General features: G+C 67.2%; 13 protein-coding genes. 5 read left to right on the forward strand and 8 right to left on the reverse strand.

What is annotated here, in order from left to right:
* Positions 1 to 69: 69 nt before the first annotated feature.
* From Rhe02_RS07755 to Rhe02_RS07770, 4 genes are all read right to left on the reverse strand, one after another.
* Entirely contained in the window at positions 70 to 2,298 is a 2,229-nt protein-coding gene (locus Rhe02_RS07755; RefSeq protein WP_203907416.1) for a xanthine dehydrogenase family protein molybdopterin-binding subunit, read from the reverse strand.
* Positions 2,295 to 2,795: a (2Fe-2S)-binding protein gene (locus tag Rhe02_RS07760; RefSeq protein ID WP_239123525.1), complete on the reverse strand. Its 501-nt coding sequence runs from the start codon at positions 2,793 to 2,795 to the stop codon at positions 2,295 to 2,297. The genes Rhe02_RS07755 and Rhe02_RS07760 overlap by 4 nt, the downstream gene beginning before the upstream one ends.
* A gap of 92 nt (positions 2,796 to 2,887) precedes the next feature.
* On the reverse strand, positions 2,888 to 5,185 hold the full coding sequence (locus Rhe02_RS07765) for a hypothetical protein (protein WP_203907417.1): 2,298 nt from the start codon (positions 5,183 to 5,185) through the stop codon (positions 2,888 to 2,890).
* On the reverse strand, positions 5,182 to 5,889 hold the full coding sequence (locus Rhe02_RS07770; protein ID WP_239123526.1) for an ABC transporter ATP-binding protein: 708 nt from the start codon (positions 5,887 to 5,889) through the stop codon (positions 5,182 to 5,184). Before Rhe02_RS07770 ends, Rhe02_RS07765 begins: the two co-directional genes overlap by 4 nt.
* Before the next feature lie 264 nt (positions 5,890 to 6,153).
* Here Rhe02_RS07770 and Rhe02_RS07775 point away from each other — a divergent pair, with 264 nt between their 5' ends.
* The 4 genes from Rhe02_RS07775 to Rhe02_RS07790 all read left to right on the forward strand — a co-directional run bounded on the left by Rhe02_RS07775 (position 6,154) and on the right by Rhe02_RS07790 (position 9,880).
* Positions 6,154 to 6,534 (forward strand): Crp/Fnr family transcriptional regulator, encoded by a 381-nt coding sequence (locus Rhe02_RS07775; RefSeq protein ID WP_373320612.1) that lies wholly within the window; start codon positions 6,154 to 6,156, stop codon positions 6,532 to 6,534.
* A 119-nt stretch (positions 6,535 to 6,653) separates the two neighbouring features.
* Positions 6,654 to 8,636: a S8 family serine peptidase gene (locus Rhe02_RS07780; protein ID WP_203907419.1), complete on the forward strand. Its 1,983-nt coding sequence runs from the start codon at positions 6,654 to 6,656 to the stop codon at positions 8,634 to 8,636.
* A gap of 149 nt (positions 8,637 to 8,785) precedes the next feature.
* Positions 8,786 to 9,430, forward strand: a complete 645-nt coding sequence (locus tag Rhe02_RS07785; protein WP_203907420.1) for an N-acetylmuramoyl-L-alanine amidase — start codon at positions 8,786 to 8,788, stop codon at positions 9,428 to 9,430.
* A 75-nt stretch (positions 9,431 to 9,505) separates the two neighbouring features.
* Positions 9,506 to 9,880 carry a hypothetical protein gene (locus tag Rhe02_RS07790; protein ID WP_203907421.1) on the forward strand — a complete coding sequence of 125 codons (375 nt, stop codon included), beginning with the start codon at positions 9,506 to 9,508 and terminating at the stop codon, positions 9,878 to 9,880.
* Here Rhe02_RS07790 and Rhe02_RS07795 read toward each other — a convergent pair.
* The 3 genes from Rhe02_RS07795 to Rhe02_RS07805 all read right to left on the reverse strand — a co-directional run bounded on the left by Rhe02_RS07795 (position 9,873) and on the right by Rhe02_RS07805 (position 12,663).
* Positions 9,873 to 10,655 carry an AfsR/SARP family transcriptional regulator gene (locus Rhe02_RS07795; protein ID WP_203907422.1) on the reverse strand — a complete coding sequence of 261 codons (783 nt, stop codon included), beginning with the start codon at positions 10,653 to 10,655 and terminating at the stop codon, positions 9,873 to 9,875. The two genes, Rhe02_RS07790 and Rhe02_RS07795, sit on opposite strands and share 8 nt — an antisense overlap.
* Positions 10,656 to 10,789: 134 nt before the next feature.
* Positions 10,790 to 11,431 (reverse strand): response regulator transcription factor, encoded by a 642-nt coding sequence (locus Rhe02_RS07800; protein WP_203907423.1) that lies wholly within the window; start codon positions 11,429 to 11,431, stop codon positions 10,790 to 10,792.
* Positions 11,422 to 12,663 (reverse strand): sensor histidine kinase, encoded by a 1,242-nt coding sequence (locus tag Rhe02_RS07805; RefSeq protein ID WP_203907424.1) that lies wholly within the window; start codon positions 12,661 to 12,663, stop codon positions 11,422 to 11,424. The genes Rhe02_RS07800 and Rhe02_RS07805 overlap by 10 nt, the downstream gene beginning before the upstream one ends.
* Before the next feature lie 151 nt (positions 12,664 to 12,814).
* Between Rhe02_RS07805 and Rhe02_RS07810 the strand changes: the two genes are divergently transcribed.
* On the forward strand, positions 12,815 to 14,332 hold the full coding sequence (locus Rhe02_RS07810; protein WP_203907425.1) for an alpha/beta hydrolase: 1,518 nt from the start codon (positions 12,815 to 12,817) through the stop codon (positions 14,330 to 14,332).
* A 1,215-nt stretch (positions 14,333 to 15,547) separates the two neighbouring features.
* Here Rhe02_RS07810 and Rhe02_RS07815 read toward each other — a convergent pair.
* Positions 15,548 to 16,012, reverse strand: a complete 465-nt coding sequence (locus Rhe02_RS07815) for a hypothetical protein (protein WP_203907426.1) — start codon at positions 16,010 to 16,012, stop codon at positions 15,548 to 15,550.
* Between the last annotated feature and the right edge of the window lie 8 nt (positions 16,013 to 16,020).

Genomic DNA, 16,020 nt, shown 5'->3' on the forward strand with positions numbered 1-16,020 from the left:
GCGGCAGCGCCGCCGAAAGCCGGCGCTGCGATTCTGGCGCGCGCTAAAGCAACGCGCGGCAGCGCCGGGTTAGAGACGAAGCGGCAGTGTGCGCAACCGGGGGCCGCCGGCGGCCCGGATCGCGTTGGCGACCGCGGCGGGCACCGGGCCGACCACCGGCTCGCCCATCCCGTGAGGCACCTCGCCACCGCCGACGAAGCTCACCCGCACCGGCGGCGTGTCGGCCATGCCCAGCAGCGGGTAGGTGTCGAAGTTGTCGGAGACGACCTGGCCGTCGCGGATCTGCAGCTCCTCGCGCAGCGCGGAGCCCAGGCCCATCACCACCGACCCCTGCGCCTGCAGGGTGGCCCCGGCCGGGTTGACCACGAGCCCGCAGTCGACCGCCACATCCACTCCGGTGACACGCAACCGGCCGCCGGACAGGTCGACCTGCGCCACCATGGCCACGATGGTGCCGACGTCGCCGCTGCAGGCGATGCCGCGACCCCGTCCGGCGGGCAGCGGCTCGTCCCAGCGGGCCATCTGCGCGGCGGCGCTGAGCACGGCCGCCAGCCGCCGCGCTTCAGGCTCGTCGTTGAGGTGCGCCAGCCGCAGCTGCAGCGGGTCGGCCCCGGCCGCCTCGGCCAGTTCGTCGATGAAGCTCTCCAGCGCGAACGTGTTGGGCAGCAGACCCAGCCCCCGCCAAGGCCCTGTCGGCACGGGCAGCCGCTCGCGGCGGTTGACCAACCTGTACGCGGGCAGGTCGTAGGGAAGGAACAGGCCCAGCAGGCCGCCAGGGTCGAACCCGAGCACCCGCCGCACCCCTTCCGGCAACCCGGCCACCGCCCAGATGATGTCGCCCGCCGCGCTGTGCTGTTCCACGCCGCGGATCCGGCCGTCCGTCCCGACCGCGCCACGCAGCTTGGTGTGTGTCGGTGGGCGGTAAAAGGCTTGGCGCATATCGGTTTCCCGGGTCCATCCGATGTGGACGGGTTTGCCCGTGGCGGCGGACAGCCGCGCCGCCTCCACGGCGACATGCTGGCCGCCCTTGCGCCCGAACGAGCCGCCGAGCTGGGTGACATGCACGACAACCTCGCGTTTCTCGCCGAACGCTGCACGCAGGTCTTCGACCACCGACTCGGGGCTCTGGGTGGGTACCCAGACCTCCACCTTCCCCTCCGCTCCGGCCGGCAGATGGGCCAGCGCAGCCAGCGGCTCGAGGTGGGCATGCGCCGCCAAGGGGGTGCGGTATTCGGCCTCGACGACGCGGCCCTCGCCCAGGGCGCTGCCGATCCACCCCTTCCGGCGCAACACCACCCCGTCGCCCGCGGTGATCTGAGCCTCGATGGCGGCGTTGTCGACGTGGCTGCCCTCGCTCCAGCTCAGCTTCAGCGCCCGCACCGCCGCCCACGCCCTCGTCCGGGTGTCGGCGACCACGCCCGCGAAGCCGGCCGCGACGTCGATGACGACCTGCTGCACCCCCGGCATGCCCCGCGCGTCGCCCGGCTCGGCGGTCAGCAGCGTGGCGCCGAAGCGGGGCGGCACGGCGAACGCGCCGTAGGCCATGCCGGGCAGGCGGGCGTCGTAGCCGTAGGTCGCCTCGCCGAGCACCTTGGCCCGAAAGTCGACCCGGGCCGCGGAGTGGCCGATGCTGGTGAACTCGTGTGCCTGCCGCAGCACGGGTTTCTCGTCGGGTTCCTGCCAAGGCCCGCGATGATTGGCGATCACCTCGGTGTAGGCGAGACGCCGGCCGGTGCCGGTGACTGCGAACACGCCGTCGGCGGCGGTCAGGGCCTGCGCCGCGACGCCCAGCGTTAGCGCGGCCTGCGCTGCGAGCATCTCCCGCACTGTCGCGGCCGCCTCGCGGATGGGCAGGTAAAGGTTGGCCACAGAGGAGGATCCGAAGGTGAACATGGCCGACGCCGCGAACCCGCGCTGGGTGTCGGCCTGCACCACGGCCAGCTGGCCCGGTGTCACCCGCAGCTCCTCGGCAGCGGCCTGGGCCAGCGCCGTGTGCACGCCTTGACCCATTTCTATCTTGGGTACGTGCAGGGTGATGCCCTGACCGGTCAGCTCGAACCAGATCAGCGCCGACTCCGGGATCTCCGCCGACCCGGGGCCGCGCCCCAGCATCCACTCCGCGAGAAACGGCCTGCCGTATTCGATGACGGCGGGCGCCGCCACCACCAGCGACCCGATCGTCGCACCCGCCCCGATCAGCAGCCGGCGGCGGGTCACCCGCCAGCGCCGGGGAGTCTCAGCCGGTTGCGTGGTGTCGGCGGTGCGGGCGGCACCGGTGGTGTCGGTGGTGTCGGTCATGACTCGCGCGCCAGCTCGGCGGCGCGGGCGACCGCCGCCTTGATCGTGTTGTAACCGCCGCACCGGCACAGGTTCGGCGCGGCCGCCTGCGCGATGGCCGCCTCGTCCGGGTCGGGATCGCGGGCCAGCAGCGCCACCGCGCACATGACGTGGCCGGGCAGGCACCATCCACATTGCAGCGGGGTGTCCACAAACGCCTGCTGCACCGGGTGCAGGGCAACGACCTCACCGGCGGCGTCGCGTGTGGCCAGACCCTCCAGAGTCACCACCGGCTGCTCCCCCACCGCTGCGGCGATGACCTGGCAGCTTCGCACCGGCTCGCCCGACACCAGCACGGTGCAGCAGCCGCACGCGCCGATGCCGCAGCCGTAGTGGGTGCCGGTCAGGCCCAGCTCGTCGCGCAGCACCCACAGCAGCGGCTCGTCGGGGTGCTCGATCTCGTGATGCCGCCCATTGATCAGCAGCCGCATCGCGGGACCCATGGTCGGGTAGGGCACACGGGCGAGGGGATGCTCGGCATGCCACGCAGTTTAGGCCAGATAACGCCGGGAGGACTACCGTCGGTCAATGCAATGACATCGACACAGTTCTACTCATGCCGGATGAGGTCGGACTTCAATCGGGTCGAGGCTCGGGAAGCGATGACCGTGACCGCTATCAGAATCGCCAGCCCGCCCGCGACGATGGCGGTCACGTCCACGCCCGCGTAGTCCCAGACGGCCACCGGCAGCGAGGAAACCCGGCGCAGCGCCCAGGTCGTCAACACCAGGCCCAGCGCGGAAATCGCCGTTCCCACAACGAGTGTGGCAATCAGCCCGGCGGTCTCCACGAGCTGCAGAAGCCAGCGGGGAACACCGAGGACGGTCAAGCCTGCGTTGCGGCGGCGGGCGGCCAGCTGATGGTCGACGGCCGCGATGGAGAAGGCCAAAAGCCCGATGGCAAGCGCGATCGCCGCACCACAAGCGATGACCGTGAGCAGAGCCGCGCTGTCGAACCCGCCCGTGGTGCCGAGCGGATAGACGATCTGGTGTGCCGGTGCCGCCAGGGTCGCCCGGACGGCAAGGTCGCGATAGGCCTTCCGCTCGAACGTGACCTGCAGCTGGTCACGCGCCTCACCGCCGCTTGCCGTGTCTATCAACAGGACGTTGGCCAACGAGCGGTCGCTTCGGATGTGCAATTCGTCGACCGGGTCGGCAAGGTGCGTGCCGTCTTGCAGGGTCCACTGCTGGACGCGCGGAGTGACGTCCCCCCACTCGGGATGGGTGTTGACCACACGGTAGAACCGTCCATTGACACATGCCCCCGTTACCTCGCCGAGCAGCGCGGGCAGATCCTCGCACCGGGCCGAAACCACCAGGCCTGAGGCGGAGCCGGAGGTGACCATCGACATGCCGAGCGGGGTGACGGTAACACCCGGGCCGTTGAGCATCTCGATTTCGGCCGGGCTCAAGCCGTGCCCGGAAACCACCAGCGTGACCGGCTGCCCGTCAGGCGACAGATCGGGCTGCTGAAGCTGGACGGCGAACCCGGCCGCGAGCAGGCCGATGCCGGCGATGAAAATGGTGGTGACCACACCGGCCACCAACCGCGGCGCCGCACCGGGATTGTGCCGCCATCGCTTGGCCACCAGCTGAATCCAGATCGGCCCACGCTGCCAGAGCTCCAACAGCGCCGCGAGAAGGTGGGTGACGATGGGCAGGGCCACCGGAACACCCACTGCCATCGCGAGGACACCACCGCCCACCGCCAGAATCGTGGTCGACGAAACACCACCCATAGTGGCCGCATAGGCCAGGGCGGCGACGGCGACAAGCAACGGAAGCGCGCGCCACATCGACGGCGTTTTCCGCAGCCCGAACCGCCTGACATCCAACGGTTTCTGCATCGCCGGTATCGTCCCGGACGCGGCGACAAGCATCGCGAACACCGTGAAACACACGACCACCACGGCGGCGCGCGCTGGCGAAACGTCCAAGTCCTCGGCGTACCAACGAAATCTTCCCACCGACCAGCCGGTGCTTTGCGGCCCGATAACCGCGAAGGCGAGGTAGCCCGCCAGCGCTCCCAGCATCGTGACGGTTCCGACCTCGACCGCGTTGGCGATCTGAACCTGGCTTTGGGTCACTCCCAGGAGCCGGACAGCCGCCAGCTTCTGTTCCCGCACCCGCGCGGACAGCCGCGCACAGACACCTATCAGAACCGCCAACGGCGCCAGCAGAAACAGCCCAAACAGATAGCCCAGCACCCGTTCCGGTTTGAGAACGCGCTCTATCACGCTGGCGCCCGCCCACGCGTCGGAGTGGATGGCCATCGCGTCGCCGAATCCCGCGACCTGATTGGCCTCGATGAGACCGTCCCTCACCCCGATATAGGCAAATAGCTCGTCGGGCGCGACCAACCCGGCCGGGCCGATGGTGCCCACGACCCGCTGGGGAAATCTCTTCGCCATGGACTCGTCCGCGGCCAACATGCGCAGCAGCTCAGGGGATGCCACAATCTCGCCCGCGGCGGGAAAGCGCGGTAGTCCAGGTGGTAGTGCGCCCGATTCGCCCGCGCCGCTGACCGCGATCCGCGTCAGCGGGCGCTCGCCTGCGGAGTCGCGGACCTCCTGCAGTCTCAGTGTGCTGCGGTCGTTGACGATGATGGGCGTTTGTCCGTCGTCGTCGTGCATGACGGCGCGGCCGACCGACCTCTGATACTGAGCGTCGACCACCACCGGCACGGCCAGGGCAGCCATCACCAGGAAACAGCCGATGGTGGTCGCCACCGCCAGCATCGCCACCCGGAAAAGGCCGGCCAGCCCCACTCCGCGGGTCAGCCGCGCACCGAGCCAGAGCGCGGTGATCGCCTCGGCGAACTGCGGCCGGCGCGCCTCACGCTTGCTCACGCGACCACCGCGTTGCCATCGGCGACCAGCCCACCATCGCGCATTTGGACAACCCGGGTCGCTGCTGCGGCGATCGCGGGATCGTGCGTCACCAGCACCACCGCGGCGTGATAGCTCGCCGCCGCGTCGAGCAGCCTCTCCAGCACCAGCGCGCCGGCCTTGCTGTCGAGAGCTCCGGTCGGCTCGTCGGCGAACACGACAACCGGCCGGTGCGCGGTAGCCCGAGCAATGGCGGCGCGCTGCAGCTGACCACCCGAGACCTGCCCGGGGCGACGCTCGCCCAGATCGGCGATGTCAAGGCCCTCCAGCGCCAGGTAGGCGGCATTGCGAGCCTCCTGGTAGCCCGTGCCCGCCAAGCGGAGCGGAAGCGCCACGTTCTCCCACAGGGACAGCTCCGGAACAAGATCTCCAAACTGGAACACGAATCCGAAGTGGCGCAACCGAAGCCTGCTCCGCTCGGCATCGCTGCTGTTGTCGATGCGCCTGCCCTTCATCGCCACACTGCCCGAATCGGGTCTGAGCAGCCCGGCCAGCACGTGCAACAACGTCGACTTGCCGCACCCCGAAGGCCCCACGACAGCCACGCACTCGCCCTTGCGCACTGCGACGGACACCTGGTCGAGTGCCTGTGTGGCGCCAAGCCGCAGAGATACCTCAGCAGCCGCCAACACCACATCGTCGTGGATCTCCCCGTGACTCGACATAGATGACCGCATTTCAATCGCCGGAAAAGCTGTTCCTACCACATGCCGAGTCCTCGCAAGTTCCCATGGGCGATGAGATGCCGATTTGACCAGCTGAGCCAATGCCGCTGCGGGAACTGGCAGAATCGAACCGGTTCCTCCGCGGGCTACCACGAAGGAATTCTCGAATCGCCATGAAGGTTGGTGAGCCGCATGCCAGACTAGCTTCACGAGTACCCGTTCCTTGACGAGCTGCCGGAAAGCTGGCTGAGTAAGCTGGCCGACATCGGCCATCCCGTCACCTACGCCGCCGGCCACCGGATCTTCGTGGAAGGCCAACGGGCGGAGCACTTCTGGCTCATCGGCGAGGGCGTAGTCGCCTTGGACATCGATGTGCCCGGCCGCGGCAGCGTGCTGATCGAGCGGCTGTCACCCGGGTCCGTGCTGGGCTGGTCGTGGATGTTTCCGCCGTACCGGTGGCACTTCGACGCGACCGCGGAGCGGCATACCCGCGCCATCCAGTTTCACGGCTCCGAGGTGCTACGGCTGTGCCGTGAAGACCCGGCGGCTGGCTTTGACCTGATGCAGCGGTTCGTCGCCGTCCTCGTGGAACGCCTCCAGGCCACCAGGTCCCGCCTGCTCGACATATCCAACACCGGCGGCTGACGCGACCGCCGCATATCTCGCCAGAGCCATCAACACCGCTGAGTTGCCACACCCTTGGGGTCTGATATCTTCGCCCGTCCATTGAAGACACACAGTGGCGGTCGACCCGAAGGAATGTGATGGTCATCAGAACCGCAGTCGCCGTGTTGGCGCTGCTCACCACGGCCGGTGCGGCCGCACCGGCACACGCGGCGCCCTCGCTCGCCCCGTTGAGAGATCCGGGGCCGGGCTTTCCCGACCGGTATGTCGTCGTCCTGCGCGACGGGTTCAGCGGCCAGGCAGCGGAGCAGGCCGCGCTCACCAACGGCGGCCAGATCCACCTGCGCTATTCGGTGGCCCTCAAAGGTTTCGCCGCGAATCTGAACGCCACAGCGCTGGCCGCGGTGCGCAGCGAGCCCAGTGTCGCCTATGTTCAGCAGGACGCGATAGCCTCGCTTGCCGAGTCGGCGGCCAGTTGGGGTCTGGACCGTGTCGACCAGCGTGGGCTGCCGCTCAACGGCCAGTACAACTACACGGCCACCGGATCTGGGGTCCACGCCTACCTCCTCGACAGCGGCATCCGCAAGACCCACCAGCAGTTCGCCGGGCGGGTGGGTAACGGCTGGGACTTCATGGAGAAAGACGCAGACCCGCAGGACTGCCACGGTCACGGTACCCATGTGGCCGGCACCCTCGGCGGGGCCAGCTACGGCGTGGCCAAGCACGTGACCCTGCACGCGGTGCGGGTGCTCAACTGCGAGGGCGCAGGTGCCATCTCGATTGTGCTCGCCGGGGTCGACTGGGTCACCGCCAACGCTGTGCGCCCGGCCGTAGCCAACATGAGCCTCAGCTGCAACTGCACTTTCCAGCCGCTCGAAGACGCGGTACGCGCCTCGATCGCCAGCGGGATCACCTATTCCATCGCGGCGGGCAACAACAGTGTCAATGCGTGCGACGCCACCCCGGCGCTGGTGACCCAGGCCATCACCGTGGGCGCCACCGACCGCCAGGATCGGACCTATTACACCAACTGGGGGCCGTGCCTGGACATCTACGCTCCCGGCGAGGAAATCACCTCCGCATCTTTCACCGGTGACAACGCCAGCGAGGTCAGGCACGGCACCTCGATGGCCGCCCCGCATGTGGCGGGCGCGGCGGCGCTCTACCTTCAGTACCATCCATATGCGACACCGCAACAGGTTCGCGACGCCATCGTGGGGCAGGGCACGCCGCTCAACTCCCCCGTCGTCCTACTGCACACGCTGTTTCCGTTGCCGCAGGCGATGGTGCGCAGCGACTTCGACGGCGATGCCCGCACCGACCGCGCCGTGTTTAGGCCCAGCAACAACACTTGGTATGTCCCGCCGAGCGGCGGCCCCTCCTCCAGCATCACCTGGGGAGCCGCCGGTGACCGGATCGTGCCCGGTGACTACGACGGCGACGCCAAGACCGACGCGGCGATCTTCCGCCCGTCGACCGGCACCTGGTGGATCAGGCGCAGCTCCAACGGTTCGGCCGAGGTGGTGCAGTTCGGTGTGGCCTCCGATGTCACCGCCGCAGAGGACTTCGACGGTGATCGGCGTACAGACATCGCGATCTGGCGGCCCGCGGACGGCATGTGGTGGATCAGGCGCGCCTTCGACGGCGCGGTGTGGGCGGTGGCGTTCGGCCTCAGCGGTGACGTGCCGGTCGCCGCCGACTATGACGGTGATGGCCGCGCCGATCCCGCGGTCTACCGGCCCACGGAAAACGCCTGGTACATCTTGCGTTCGACAGACAACGCCACGGTGCGCCAACCCTTCGGCAGCCCCGGCGACCGTCTGGTCCCGGCCGACTATGACGGTGACCGTAAAGCCGACCTGGCGGTGTGGCGGCCTTCGAACGGGACCTGGTACATCAAACCGAGCTCGGGTGGCAGCTTCTACGGCATCCAGTTCGGGCAGACAGGCGACCGCCTCGTGCCGGGCACCTACTTCGCCACCCGCGCCACCGGCCCCGCGATCGCCCGCGCCAGCGGCGGCGCGGCGACCTGGTACGTGCGCGACAGCGCCGGTGCCGTGGACATACTCACCTTCGGCCTGGCCAGCGACATTCCGGTGCCAGCCGGTTACCTGCCAAGCTGAGGCCGGAATCTGGCCCGCCCGGCACCGCGCCGGGCGGGCCAGGCGAACGTGTAGGCGTCTTGTAGGTCACTTGGAGCCAGCTGCTAAATACTTCGCGCATCGACCACTGTGAGTTGGTCTCCAATTTGACCGATCCCCTGGAGGACCATATGCGCACCGCCTCTGGCCTTCGACGGCGTGCTCTTCTCGGCATCGCCGCCGGTGTTGCCGCAGCGCCTTTGCTGGGCAGCGCCGCCTTCGCGGCCCCTCCCAAAATCTACATCGATCCCGGACACGGCGGCAGCGACCCCGGCGCCGCGGCCAACGGGATGACCGAAAAGAACATCACCCTCGACATTGCCCTTCGAACGCGCGCGATCCTGCTGGACAACTGGAATGTCTCGGTGCGGATGTCGCGCACGACCGATGTCACCCGCAGCCTGACCTTCCGTACCGACGACGCCAACAGCTGGGGCGCAAGCCTTTTCGTCAGCATCCACATCAACTCCGGCGGCGGCACCGGTTTTGAAAGCTACGTCTTTCCCGGCGCGGGCGCCAGGACGCTGCGCTTGCAGGACGAAGTGCATGCTGCCGTCCTGGCCAACATGCGCGAAATCGGTTCCGTCACCAACCGTGGCCAGAAGCAGGAAAACTTCCACGTGCTGCGGGAAACCACGATGTCGGCTGTGCTGACCGAGAACCTCTTCATCGACACCACCCACGACGCCAACCTGCTCAGGCGCGACGACTTCCGGCAGCGCACCGCTCGCGGCCACGCGCGCGGCATCGCCCGCTTCCTCGGGCTCATCGCCTGACCAGCGACGATCCTCGCGCATAGGAAACGCATCAAAGCGCGATGCCATGCTTCCTGCCTACCGAAAGGAGGCAGGATGAAAGGAATCCTGCGACGGGGGATCATCGGCATGACCGGAGTGGGTCTGGCATGCGCGTCGATGATGGCCATCGCGTCACCGGCCCATGCCAGCTATGACGAGCTCTACGTCAAGTCTGGTTCGACCATCTTGGGCAAGTGCATTCTTTACGGCGACTATGACGTCGCGAAAGTTGCCGACTGGAGGCAGGACGGCATCGGAGTATACGGCCGGTACAAGCTGCGAAGCGGCACCATAGTGGACGTCAACGATCCCGACGGTGCCGGGGGCAACGACGGGTACAAGAACTGGCAGGGAACGGGAAACCACGTCGTCGCCTTCGAATGCGTGGCCCGCGACGGGCATTCGAGCGGATGGCTTTACATCACCTGAGGAACTGCCTGGCCTGACGATCGATGTCGGGCCAGGCACTCTCACGGCGCAGGATGGCGCTTTCCAGCTCGCGTAGGTGGGGGCCGGGATCCAAGCCGTGTTCTGTGGCAAGCAGATCGCGGCATTGGCGGTAGACCGCGAGCGCATCGGCGGGCCGGTCGCTGCGATAGAGCGCCGCCATGAGCTGGCCGACCAGCCGCTCGCGCAAGGGGTTGGCCGCCACCAATGCGGTGAGGTCCAGGACTGCCTCCCGGTGCAGCCCGACCGCCAAGTCGAGGTCGGCAAGCTGCTCGCAGGCGCTCAACCGCAGCTCGCGGAGCTGGACTCGGGCAGGTTCGGCAAAGACAGCGCTGATGCCGGACAAAGGCTCTCCTCGCCAGAGGGTCAGGGCTTCGCGCAGCATCTGACCGGCCTGGCGAGGATTGGCGTGATCTTGTGCCTGCTTTGTCTTGGCCTCAAAGAGGTTGAGGTCGATCTGGTCGTCGGCGGCTTCCAGGCGATAGCCGCCGGGAACCGAGACGAGATGGTCCGCTCCGGCCTGCCGCAGAGCCTTACGGACCGCGAACACCAGGGCGTAGACCTGTGCTTGGACGGTCGAGGGCAGCTCATCGCCCCAAAGCGCGTCCATCAGCTCGGCCGAGGAGATTGAGCGACCCCGATTGAGCACAAGGTAAGCCAGCACTGCCCGGCGGCGGGGTCTATCCAGCGTTACTGGCCGGTCACCGGCCATGATCTCGACGGAACCCAGGACGTTGAACCGGATCTGTGGCGCCATAATAATGCCTTCCTCGTTCCAGCTGTGCGCGTCGAGGACACGCCGAGCTGTGAGGAATTGCTGCACCGCATCCGAAGGTTTCGGCCAGGCCCGAGGACAACCGCCTCGTTTCGGCTGAGGCGGAGTTCTTTCCGTTACGCGCCAAGATATTTGAGCACGGCCAGGACCCGGCGGTGGTCGGTGTCGGTCGGCGGCAGGTCGAGCTTGGCGAAGATGTTGCTCACGTACTTCTCGACCGCGCTGTGGCTGACCTTCAGCGCCTCCGTGATGCCGTTGTTGGAGCGGCCCTCCGCCATCAGCTTCAGCACCTCCTGCTCGCGCGGGGTGAGGCGCCGCATCGGGTCGTCACGGCGGCGTACCAACAACTGAGCGACGACTTCGGGATCCAACGCCGTGCCTCCGGCGGCCACGCGGCGCAGCGCATCAAGGAAGTCCGAGACCCGGGCGACCCTGTCCTTCAGCAGGTATCCGACGCCGCTGGTGTCGACCGAGAGCAGGTCGGTGGCATAACTCTCCTCGACATACTGCGAGAGCACACAAACGGCGATCTTCGGGTACTGACGCCGGATGACCAGCGCCGCCCGGATGCCCTCGTCGGTATGCGTCGGCGGCATCCGCACATCGACCACGACCACGTCGGGCCGGTGGGTGTCGACGGCGGTCAGGAGCTGGTCGGCGTCGGCCACCGCGGCGACGACATCGAAGCCGCCGTCGCGCAGCAGCTTGGTCAGACCGGCCCGCAGCAGAACGGAATCCTCGGCTAGCACTACTCGCATGGGAGATCCACGGTAATGGTGGTCGGGCCTCCAGGCGGACTCACCACTGTCAGTCTGCCGTCGACGGCGGCCGCCCGCTGCGCCAGCCCCTGCAGCCCGGTGCCGGTGCTGTCGACCGATGCGCCGCCGCGACCATCATCGGTGACCGCGATGATCAGACGGTCGCCTACGCGTTGCGCTGCGATCTCGGCCCGGCTCGCCTCCGCATGCTTGGCAATGTTCGTCAGCGCTTCCGAAACAGCGAAATAGGCGATCGCCTCGATGCTGGGCGAACATCGCTGTCCGATGTGGACATTCAGCTGCACCGGCAGCGACGCCCGCGCTGCGACTCCGGAAAGCGCCGCGTCCAGGCCGCGATCGTTGAGCACGGCCGGGTGCAGGCCTCGCACGAAGTCGCGCAGCTCGGCCAGCGCAGCCGTGGCGTCCTCGTGCGCCGCGGCGATGACCGCTGCGTCCTGTGGCGACCGGTCGGTGGACGCGGCGCGGGCCATACCCAGGTTCAGCGCCAGCGACACGAGGCGCTGCTGCACACCGTCGTGCAGGTCACGTTCGATCCGGCGTCGTTGCGTGTCTTCCGCGGCGACCAGGTCGGCTCGGCTGCGCGCCAGCGACTCGACCCGCTCGGCAAGCTCCTCGGCGTGGTCGCGGCCGAGCAGCCGCCGGGCCGCGGCGGTGTCGGCTGCGGCGACCCCGCGCGCCAGCCAAGGCGCGGCGAACAGCAACACCGTGGCACCGCCGAACGCCAGCAGGCCCCGAGGCCCAGACATGCTTTCGCTCCACAGAGCCGCCAGCAACGGCGCCGCCCAGCAGAGCACGACAGCAACGCCGCCGAGACCGCCCAGCAGTGGAGCGAGTAGGTGGTAGACGAGCTGCCGCCACATGCCGCTGGCAGTCCACAGCCGAACGCTCCGCCGCCAACCGGTGCCGGGGCCGTACTTCGGCGCGGCGATGTCGACGCCGAGCAGTGCCCGGAACCTCTCCCGTTGCAGCGCGCTGAAGAATCGCACGCACGACGGCACCGCCAGCGGAACCACGACGGCGACCACCACGTAAAGCACCCGAAGCATCCAGGAGCCGGTAGGGCCCTCGGCGAGGCTCAACACGGCAGCCCACCACAGCACCGCCGCCGAGCAGATCACCGCGCCCGTCGTGACGCTCAGGAACATCCCGGCCACCACGTGGAAGGTCGCCTGCCAGGCCCATGGCGAAGCCAGCGCACGCACTGGGGTCATGTCTTCACATTAGGTATCGCGGCACCGGCAGGCCATCGAGGAAACCCTGCGATGGGGTGTGGAAAACCTCAAGGCGGTCCGGCTGGCCACCCCACTTACAGCCGTGCCGTGCGGTGGCAACGTCGACGCGGTACCCCTATAGGAGAGAGCTATGAGACGAACACCTTGGATCGCGGCGGTCGCCGCATTGCTGGCCGCCACTGCCGGGCAGGCCACGGCAGCAAGCACCTCTCCCGACGACGGCCTCACGCAGTTTCACCATCAGCGCATCGGCTGGAAGTCGTGTCAGCGCAGTCCGGACGACGTGGAAGGCCAGGCGCTGGACGAGGCCGGGGTGCAATGCGCCGACATCCGCGTCCCGCTCGACTACAGCAGGCCGCGTGGGCGAAGCATCACCGTGGCGATCGCCCGCAGCAAGGCCACCGACACCGCCCACTACCTCGGCCCGTTGATGATCAACCTGGGCGGCCCGGCCAACCCGGTGCTCTTCGCCGTTCCCCTGGCCAGGCAGGCGATGGGCGCGACCGGCGCCAGGTTCGACATCGTCGGCATGGACCTCCGCTTCTCCGGTCGCAGCACGCCGATCGACTGCGGCTGGCCGGCCAGTTGGCTGCCTCGCTCCGCCGGCACCGACCGCGAGAGTTTCGACCGGATGGTGGCGCTGTCGAAGGATCTCGCCCAGCGATGCGCTCACACCAACGCCGACCTGCTGCCTCACGCTTCCACAGCCAACGCCGCCCGTGACATGGACGTCATCCGAGCCGCGCTCGCCGCGCCGAGGCTGTCGTTCCTCGGCTACTCACAGGGCAGTTACCTTGGCGCGCAATATGTGCAGCGGTTCCCGGAGCGGGCCGGGCGGATCGTCCTGGACAGCGCCATCGACCCCGACCAACCCGGCGTGACGATCCTGGCCGACCCGACCGTGGCCGTGCGGCGCGAGGCTGCACTGCGGCAGTGGGCTACCCTGGTCGCGCAACACGACGACCTGTTCCACCTCGGGACGACGGTCGAGCAGGTGCTCAGCACCGTTTCTCGGGTCTATCTGGCCGCCGCCACCGCGCCGCTGCGCGTAGGCCCCTACCCGGTGGACGACACGCTCATCCCCGGCATCATCGTCGGCCTGCTGACCGACGACAGCGAGGAAGCCGCCCTCGAGCTTGCGGCCACCGTGCAGGTGCTGGTCCAGGCGGCCGACACCGGTAGCGCCGAACCGACACCGGCCCTCGCCACCACCCTGGCCGGGCAGCTGACCGGCCGGGACTCCGCGCTGCGCAGCGCATCGACCGCCTTCCAATGCGGCGACGCTCCGGTGTCGCGCAACGTCGAAACCTATTGGCGCACCGTCGAGGCGAGGCGGGCGCAGGCACCCCTGTTCGGCCCGCTGGGCGCCAACATCACCCCGTGCGCGTTCTGGCCGAACCCTGTGCAACGCCCGATCCTGATCCGCAACGGCGTACCGGCTTTGGTCGTCCAGGCCGCCGGCGACATCGGCGCGATCCTCGAATTTGGTCAGGCCATGCACCAAAACCTGAGCGGCTCTCGAATGATCACCTTGGCCGAGGTTCGCGACCACGGCGTCTACTTGTTCCGGGGATCGAGCTGCGTCGACACCGCCGTCAACTCCTACTTCGACACGGGCACCCTGCCCCCGGCCGACCTGACATGCTAGGACTTGCTCGGTGGCCGTAACAAGGTGTCAACGACCTATGCACAGTCCCTTTGCGGCGGTCACCCAGGAGTCGAAGAGCTGAAGCTCAGGAGGGTACCGTTTACCTGCCCTTTCAGCGCGAAAGGACTCAACCTGCGGTTCAAGCTCTTCGAATTCCATCGTTGTCTACCCCTGTCGCGTCCTAGCGCGGCTGAACCATCACACCTCTGAATGCGGATTTATTACTGCGGCCCCACGCAGTAATCCTTCATACATTTCGTCCGATACTTCCGCTCTTCTGCTCAGGTCAGAGATGGCGTTGCTTAGGAAGTCAACTGCCAAAGAAAGCCTACCTCCATTACCAAGTAACTCCGGCTCAAGCTCATAGCCGTTTGGACTCAGGGCCTCGGCCAATGGCTCAAGTACGTAATAGATCCATGATGGCTTGAACAAAGCATGTAGATCAGCTGAAGCAGCCACGAGGGCGGCGTCAATGCATAACGATACGTCAATTACGTACGTGCTCCATGGCGAGTCCAGGTCGTGACCACTCGGTACCGACGCGAGCATTCGATCCCGCAGCTCACGATTATCCCGAGCAGGGGCTGCCCCAACCGCAAATTCCCTCGACATCAGAAGAGCCCTTTCTGCGTCGGGGAAGGTCCACCTGCGCATGAAATGCTCTTCCACCTCTTGCAGGATCGGCAGCAAGGCGTATCCACAGGCACCGAAAAGTGCGGCTTTCCCCCGCAATGACAGTTGTGATAGTTGACCCTCTAAGGGTTTCGAGATCTGACCGAGGTCACTTACAGCCATTAGTTATGCTCGATTCCTAGTGTGTCCGTCTGGCCCGCGCAATCATGTCGAGTAGGTCCACAGGCACCCTGATTGTCACCGGCCATACGTTTCAACGGCGACGGCAGTTCAAAGAGGTTCGGCCGCTTATCATGCATCAGCTCTTCCTGGGGCCCATCGGGCGGCAGCACGGTCGGGGCCCCGCCCGCGAGCCGCGACAGCGGCGTCGGCAAGGGCGGGGCCGAAAGCGGCGACCTGCGGGGCGACGGACGCGGTGACGGTCAGGTGAATGCTGGCCGGCATGGCAAAGCCGAATGTAGCCTCTTGTATTCAAGAATGCAGACAGGAACGAGGGTCAGCCGGCCGACCACGACGTGATCATGCCGCTCTGATTCCGCCGAGTTTATGCTTCTACTGACCCTGTTCATGACCTACCAGCCTTTAATTGTCATCGGCGAGCTTCTCAGATCGCAGTACTGCGCCGATGATCTGATGGCAGCTATACGTTTTGCCCTGAATCTTGCGCCTCATGACTTCCTCACTAAGTAACTCACCGGCAGCGACCAACTGTTGGGCCACAAACGTTCTGGCCTCCGCTGGCTCCAAAACGTTCGAGTCGTCGACACCTACATGGATCACCAACTCTCTGCGAGCCTTAAGCCATCGATCGATGAACAGACCCGTGCGGGGCGGTGTCCAAGCCGTTCCGGGGTACAGAAAGACCAGGAACAGCGCGATCTGCTTGTCGCTCACATCGAGCTCGTCAAGTTCGTCGTGCGCTACAAAGGCCGCATTCTTCGCCGCATTCGCGAATCGTCTTATATGAACGTTTGCGATCCGGCCGCCGCCCTCTACACCACCGATGTCAAGCACAAGGCGGGATCCACTATCAACGTCAGGAGACATGTGTATCG

The sequence above is a fragment of the Rhizocola hellebori genome (genome assembly GCF_016862955.1).
Classification (GTDB): Bacteria; Actinomycetota; Actinomycetes; order Mycobacteriales; family Micromonosporaceae; genus Rhizocola; species Rhizocola hellebori.